This window comes from Campylobacter sp. W0066.2, assembly GCF_024723515.1.
In the GTDB taxonomy this organism is placed as follows: domain Bacteria; phylum Campylobacterota; class Campylobacteria; order Campylobacterales; family Campylobacteraceae; genus Campylobacter_D.
The window spans coordinates 37,911-44,207 of sequence record NZ_JANQCV010000013.1 but is presented as its reverse complement, the minus strand read 5'-3'; the positions used below and the strand labels follow the sequence as shown (position 1 = coordinate 44,207).

Sequence of the window (6,297 nt, the reverse complement as noted above, 5' to 3'; positions counted from 1 at the left end):
ATTATTTATGGTTTTTATTATTATGAGCTTTAGTGATTTATATTTTGTTTTTGGGGTGGTTGGATATTTGACTTGGTTGATTTATATTTTTATTTCTATATCTTTAGTAATTTAATTGGCTTGACTGTTTTAATTTTTTCAATTTTAAATTGCTTATAGTAAATTTGTTTTTTTAGTGTTTAGTGGTTTTTATATTTTTAGTTGGTGATGGATTTTTTGGTGAGGTAGTAGAGCTGGTTAGCGGCAATACTTTAACTTGATGTTTGAATCCATTGTGGTCGATAGGTTTTAGTTTTTTATGTCTTTGTTTTTATTTGTTTTAATTGCTTATATTTTTGTTTTTAATTAATCTGATAAATTTGGGTTTAAGTTTTTAATAGAGTTTATAAATTTGGTTTGAAATTGTTCATTGAATGTTTTATTTGGTATATGGGTTGAGTTTTAGTTGTAGGTAAAAAATAAGTATTTGTGAGTGAAGTAAGAGTGTATTTTTGTATTTTTATAGATTTTAAAATAAAAATTATTGGTTTTATAAAAAATATTAATTTTTATAATGTATTTTATTTTTTTGTTTTTTTGGAGGATATATGAAAAAATTATTTTTAACTTTATCACTGGGTTTTGCAACTTTATTGGCTAATGAGAAATTATTAGATATTTATGAAAGTCCTACTTGTGGATGCTGTGATCTTTGGGCTAATTATATGAAAGATAAAGGTTATAACGTACAAATACACAAAAGTGAGGATTTTTTAAAAATAAAAGAAAAAATGAATATTCAGCCTATGTATCAAAGTTGCCATACTGGCGTAATTGATGGTTATGCTATAGAAGGGCATGTGCCTGAAGATGCAGTTGCTTGGCTTTTGAAAAATAAACCTGAAGATGTTATAGGTATTTCTGCTCCTGGTATGCCTCAGGGAAGTCCTGGAATGGAGCAAGGCTATGAAGAAGAATACCCTGTAATTTTAATGCTTAAAAATGGAGACTATAAAATTTATGGGATCTATAAAGGACATAATTTAGTCAAGACAAACTAAGCAATTTTGCTTAGTTTATTTTATATATTAATGGTATTCTTATATGAAAAGTTTTTTCATATTGTGGAAAATTTTTAGACGCTATACGTATAGTTTCTAAAGCACTATCGTTTAATAATTTATATTTTGATGGTTTTAATATTTTTAAATTTAATAGATTTTTATATTTAGTCCATGTGAATTCTACTAAAATTTCGCCACTCATTCGCATTTTTTTAGCTTGTCTAGGATAGATTAAAGCTTCATCTATGGCTTGTTTGACTTCTTTTAAAAGCTCATTGTTATTAGCTAAAGATATGCTTTCTTGAGAAGTTATTGGAGTATTTTTTTCTTGTGCTATAGTTTTTTGAGGCTTTATTTTTTCATTTAATTGATTTATTGCCTTGGTATTGGTTAAAGTATTTGTTTTTTTAGGTTGCATAATAGCTTTTTCTTTTGTTTGTTCTAGCTTTTTTATTTTTTCTTGTTTAGGTTGTTCAGTTTTTACTTTAGGGGAATCTTGTAAAAATTGTTTTATAGCTATATTAAATTTTTTTTCTTTTGAAGCACTATGTTGTATATGTAAAAAATTCTTAGTATAAATAAAAACAAAAAATAAAGGCAAAAAGAGAAATAAAGTGATAAAAAAGGATTGATTTTTATGATTGTTTATAAATGTTTTCATCTTTTTTGCTCTGTTAAAATTTGAAAATTTTCATGATTTTTATTTTTTAAAATATCAATAATTTTTACAAAACTTTCAAATTTTGCTTCTTTATCACTTTTTAACTCTACTAATGTTTTAGAATCTATAGTGTCAAATTTTGCTTTTATTTCTTCTAAGGAAGCTGTTTTTCCATCGATATAAAATTTATTTTCTTTATCAATCAAAATACTCACTTTGTCTTTGTTTTCACTTATAGAATTTGAATTTTCACTTTGAGGTAGATTGATTTTAATTTCACCATGCGCGATAAAAGTGGATATGCTTAAAACAATAGCTAGTAAAACAAGCATTATGTCTATAAAAGGAATGATGTTTAAACCTTCATTTTTTGGTAATTTAAGCATTTTTGTCCTTAAAAATGCGATATGCATTACTCAAGGTTGATATTTTTCTAAGTAATCCATTATAAGCCATCAAAGAAGGAATAGCAACTAAAATTCCCAATGCTGTAGCCTTTAATGCTAATGATAAACCAATAACAATAGATTTAACATCAATATTCCCACTTGCTCCCATGTCGTAAAATGTAATCATAATCCCCACTACAGTTCCTAAAAGTCCTACATAAGGAGCATTAGTGTAAATGATATAAAGCATGGTGAGATTTTCACTAATTGCATCATCAAATTTTTCTTGACATTGATAGTCGTTTAGCTTAATTTTTCTAAAAAACAAGATACGTTCTATAGTACACCATATAGCAATAAATGCCATTATTCCTAAAACAATAAATATAATTAAGTCAATGTAAGTTTTTAAAAATTCCATCATACCCTCATTTTAAAAATTTTTGTGATTATATTACTAAAAATTAAATTTTTTATTAATAACAATTATCATAATTGATACAATAAATTTATTTTAAATTAATAATTATTATCATAATATTCTAGTTTTGAAAATTTTATTTATCATGAAAGGAAATAATGAAAAAACATTGTTTATCATTTTGTGTCGCTAGTTTTTTGGTCTGCAATGCTTTATCACAAGAAGTTTTATTAGATAGCTCCATAGTAAGTGCTTCTGGTTTTTCTCAAGATATTAAAGAAGCCCCTGCTACTATAAATGTGATTAGCAAAAAAGATTTAGAAAGTAAGCCTTATAGAGATGTTGCCGAAGCTATTGCTGATATTCCTGGTGTGGATTTATTTGCTAGCAAGGGAAAAACTGGATCTTATAACATTACCATGAGAGGTATTACTGGATATACTTTAATTTTAATTGACGGACGCCGTCAAGGTATAGGTGGAGAAGTTGGACCTAATGGTTTTAATGAAATTTCAAATTCATTCCTACCTCCAATTTCTAGTATAGAAAGAATAGAAGTGATAAAAGGGCCAATGAGTACTTTATATGGCTCTGAAGCTTTAGGTGGTGTTGTAAATATCATCACAAAAAAAGTAAGCGATAAATGGGAAACATCAGTTGGTTTAGATAGTATTTTTAATGCACATAAAGAATGGGGTAATACTTATGGTACAAGTATATATTCAAGTGGTCCATTGATGAATGATCGCCTAGGATTAACCTTACGTTTTAGAGAGTTTTATAGGGAGCAATCTAATGTTGAATTTAGTAATGGGAGTGGACAAAGAGTGCAAGGTGATCAAGCACAAAGTCCTACAAAAGCTAATAATTTTAATTTAGGAACTAGGTTAAATTACTTAGTAGATGATTATAATACTTTGATATTTGATATTGATTTTTCAAGAAATCACTATGATAATAAAAAAGGCCAACTAGGCACATTAACAAAACCAACAGATAAAAATGATGGCTCTTTAACAGGTGGTTATACAGACACTATGCAAGTGGATAAGTTGGTAACTTATTTAAGTCATGAGGGTGTGTATGAAGATTTTTCGATTACTTCTACCTTGCAGTATAACCGTGTAAGTAATGATGGACGCGAGGTAGTTGGTCAAAAAACACAACCATTTTTGGGACAAAATAGAGATATAGTTGCTGAAGATATTATTGTAGATACAAAATCAGTTATACCTTTAGGCCAAAGTCATATTTTAAGCGTGGGTGGTGAATATAGACTTGAAAAAATGCAAGATAAAATCGCTAATCCTACGAATTTTGATCAATATTTATTAGCCTTTTTTGCAGAAGATGAATATAGTATAAGAGATGATTTAAGATTTACTTTTGGTGCAAGATATAATTATCATGAAATTTTTGGAAATAATATTTCACCAAGGGCTTATTTGGTTTATAATCCTACTAGCAAGCTTACTTTAAAAGGTGGTGTTTCAACAGGATTTAGAACCCCATATGCCAATAGATTGATAGCTGGTGCTTATAATTATAGTGGACAAGGAAAATATCCTATGTATGGAAATCCGAATTTAAAAGAAGAAACATCGCTTAATTATGAATTAGCTGCTGTTTATAATAATGACTTATTTTATATTTCAGCAACTGGGTTTTTGACAAATTTTAAAGATAAAATTTCTAGTCAAAAATTTAGCAATAGCAGTATGATTTTGGGTATTGGAAAGTGTGAAGCTGACACTTGTTATCAAGCGATTAATCATGGCAAGGTTGAATACAAAGGCATAGAGCTTGGAGTAGGGATTACTCCTATAGATCATTTAAATTTAGATTTAGCTTATACTTATCTTGATAGTGAAGTAAAAGATGCACAAGATAAAACTGTGATAGGAAAGCCAGAGATTGATAGTTTAAAACACAACATCATGTTAAAAGCAAGTTATAATATCTTTAATAAATTTACTCCATGGGTAAAAGGCGAGTGGCAAATAGATCGTTATATGGGTGATACAAATATTAATAGAGAATATTATCAAGATGTCTTTTTAGCTTCTATGGGTGTGCGTTATGATATCAATAAAAATTGGAATATTAATGCGGCAATTTATAATCTTTTTGATAAGAGTTTTACAAATGATTGGGAATCTTATAAGAGCGATGGCAAAGATGTTTGGGTAAATACTTATAACCGTATAGAAGAGGGAAGAAGAATTTATATTTCAATCAATGGTAGTTTTTAATTTTGTATTGTCGGAGAGCCAAAGAGTTTATTAAGAGCTTCTTTGGTTTCGTCTTTAGGATCGTATTTTTTAGCGTCTTTTTTAAAATTTTCAAAATGCTCATTTAAATTTGGAGTGCTTTTTACTTCTTGTTTTATGGGGGTTTTGAATATATCTTGTAGTTTTTGAGTATCTATGGTTTCTATTTTTTGGATTTTGATTTGTGCTTTTTCTCCAAAAAGCTCATGAAGTAATGTTTTGATTAATTTAAAACCATTGTTTAAAACCATTCTATCATCATCTTTAGCATGTGAGCTAATACTTAAAATGTCTTCTTCAAAAGAAACGAACTGTGTGGTTTTTTTGAAAACTTCAGCTAAGTCATAATCTCTTTTATATATCGCTTTTAAGAGATTTTCATAAGGACTAAGTTTTTCTTCTTTAGGGGTTTGTTGAATAGAAGGAATTTCTTGTTGTTTTGGATTTGGCATGCTATCTTGTTTTGAACTTTTAATAGCCTCATCAATGCTTTTTAGATAAGTTGCTTCTATAAGCATGAAAGCCATAACGCAAAGTACAAAACTATCATCATCACTAGAATTTAACATAGTCTTAGCGCGTGAAAGAATTCTAAAAAATCTTTCATAAATTAACATAGAAAAAAGATTATTTTTGGCAAAAAATGCTTCTTTTAGAAAAAATATCATCTCATCAATAACATTGTTTGCTTCATAATCTTCAAATTCTTTTAAAAACTCAAGAACTTTATCTTTATCATTAGCTAAAATGGCTTGATAAAATTCTTCAATTTTAGCTGGATCTAAAAAGCCCAACATGGCAGTAATTTTTTGTGTTTGTATATCATTTTGACAATATACTATGGCTTGATCTAGTAAGGTTAGGGTGTCTCTTAAAGAACCATTTCCGCTTCTTGCAATGAGTTTTAAAGCTTCTTTTTCATAGTTGATATTTTCTTTTTCCAAAATCCACTCAAGATGATTTAAGATATCATGGATAGAAATTTGCTTAAATCTAAAATGCTGTGTTCTTGAAAGAACTGTGGCAGGAAGTTTTAAAGGATCAGTTGTTGCTAGTATAAATTTAATATAACTTGGTGGTTCTTCTAAGGTCTTAAGCAAGGCATTTGCAGCTTGTGGGGTGAGCATATGCACTTCATCGATAATAAAAATTTTAAACCTAGCTAAAGATGGAGCGTATTTGACTTGCTCGATAAGCTCTTGAATGTCTTCTAAGCTTCTATGGCTTGCAGCATCCATTTCTATAATGTCTATATTGGAGCCACTGAGTGAAGATAAACATTGAGAACATTCACCACAAGGGTTAGCACTTGGTCCTTTTTCGCATACTAGGGCTTTTGAAAAAATTCTTGCACTTGAAGTCTTTCCGCTTCCACGTAGTCCTGAAAACAAATAAGCATGTGCTAAACGGTTGTTTTCAAGAGCATATTTTAAGCTTGTAGAAACAGTATTTTGCCCTACAAGTTCATTGAAATTTTTTGGTCTGTATTTAACAGCAAGAGCTTGAAGCATTG

General features: G+C 28.7%; 6 protein-coding genes. 2 read left to right on the top strand and 4 right to left on the bottom strand.

What is annotated here, in order from left to right; translation table 11 throughout:
• Positions 1–587: 587 nt before the first annotated feature.
• Positions 588–1,040, top strand: coding sequence for a DUF411 domain-containing protein (locus CAMP18498_RS06860; protein WP_337198122.1), 453 nt, complete (start codon positions 588–590; stop codon positions 1,038–1,040).
• Positions 1,041–1,050: 10 nt separating this feature from the next.
• On the opposite strand, the gene CAMP18498_RS06855 is transcribed toward CAMP18498_RS06860, so the two are convergent.
• From CAMP18498_RS06855 to exbB, 3 genes are read right to left on the bottom strand one after another with little or no spacing between them, the layout of a single operon-like run.
• The gene (locus tag CAMP18498_RS06855) at positions 1,051–1,704 is read right to left on the bottom strand and encodes an energy transducer TonB family protein (RefSeq protein WP_337198121.1); all 654 of its coding nucleotides are present in this window, start codon (positions 1,702–1,704) and stop codon (positions 1,051–1,053) included.
• Positions 1,701–2,090, bottom strand: coding sequence for a TonB system transport protein ExbD (gene exbD, locus CAMP18498_RS06850; RefSeq protein WP_337198120.1), 390 nt, complete (start codon positions 2,088–2,090; stop codon positions 1,701–1,703). The genes CAMP18498_RS06855 and exbD overlap by 4 nt, the downstream gene beginning before the upstream one ends.
• Complete coding sequence (gene exbB, locus CAMP18498_RS06845; RefSeq protein WP_149062773.1) at positions 2,083–2,514, bottom strand: TonB-system energizer ExbB; 432 nt, start codon at positions 2,512–2,514, stop codon at positions 2,083–2,085. The genes exbD and exbB overlap by 8 nt, the downstream gene beginning before the upstream one ends.
• 158 nt (positions 2,515–2,672) lie before the next feature.
• Between exbB and cfrA the strand changes: the two genes are divergently transcribed.
• Positions 2,673–4,766 (top strand): TonB-dependent ferric enterobactin receptor CfrA, encoded by a 2,094-nt coding sequence (gene cfrA / locus CAMP18498_RS06840; protein WP_337198119.1) that lies wholly within the window; start codon positions 2,673–2,675, stop codon positions 4,764–4,766.
• Here cfrA and CAMP18498_RS06835 read toward each other — a convergent pair.
• The gene (locus CAMP18498_RS06835) at positions 4,763–6,295 is read right to left on the bottom strand and encodes a DNA polymerase III subunit gamma/tau (protein WP_337198118.1); all 1,533 of its coding nucleotides are present in this window, start codon (positions 6,293–6,295) and stop codon (positions 4,763–4,765) included. The genes cfrA and CAMP18498_RS06835 overlap by 4 nt on opposite strands.
• Positions 6,296–6,297: the final 2 nt, after the last annotated feature.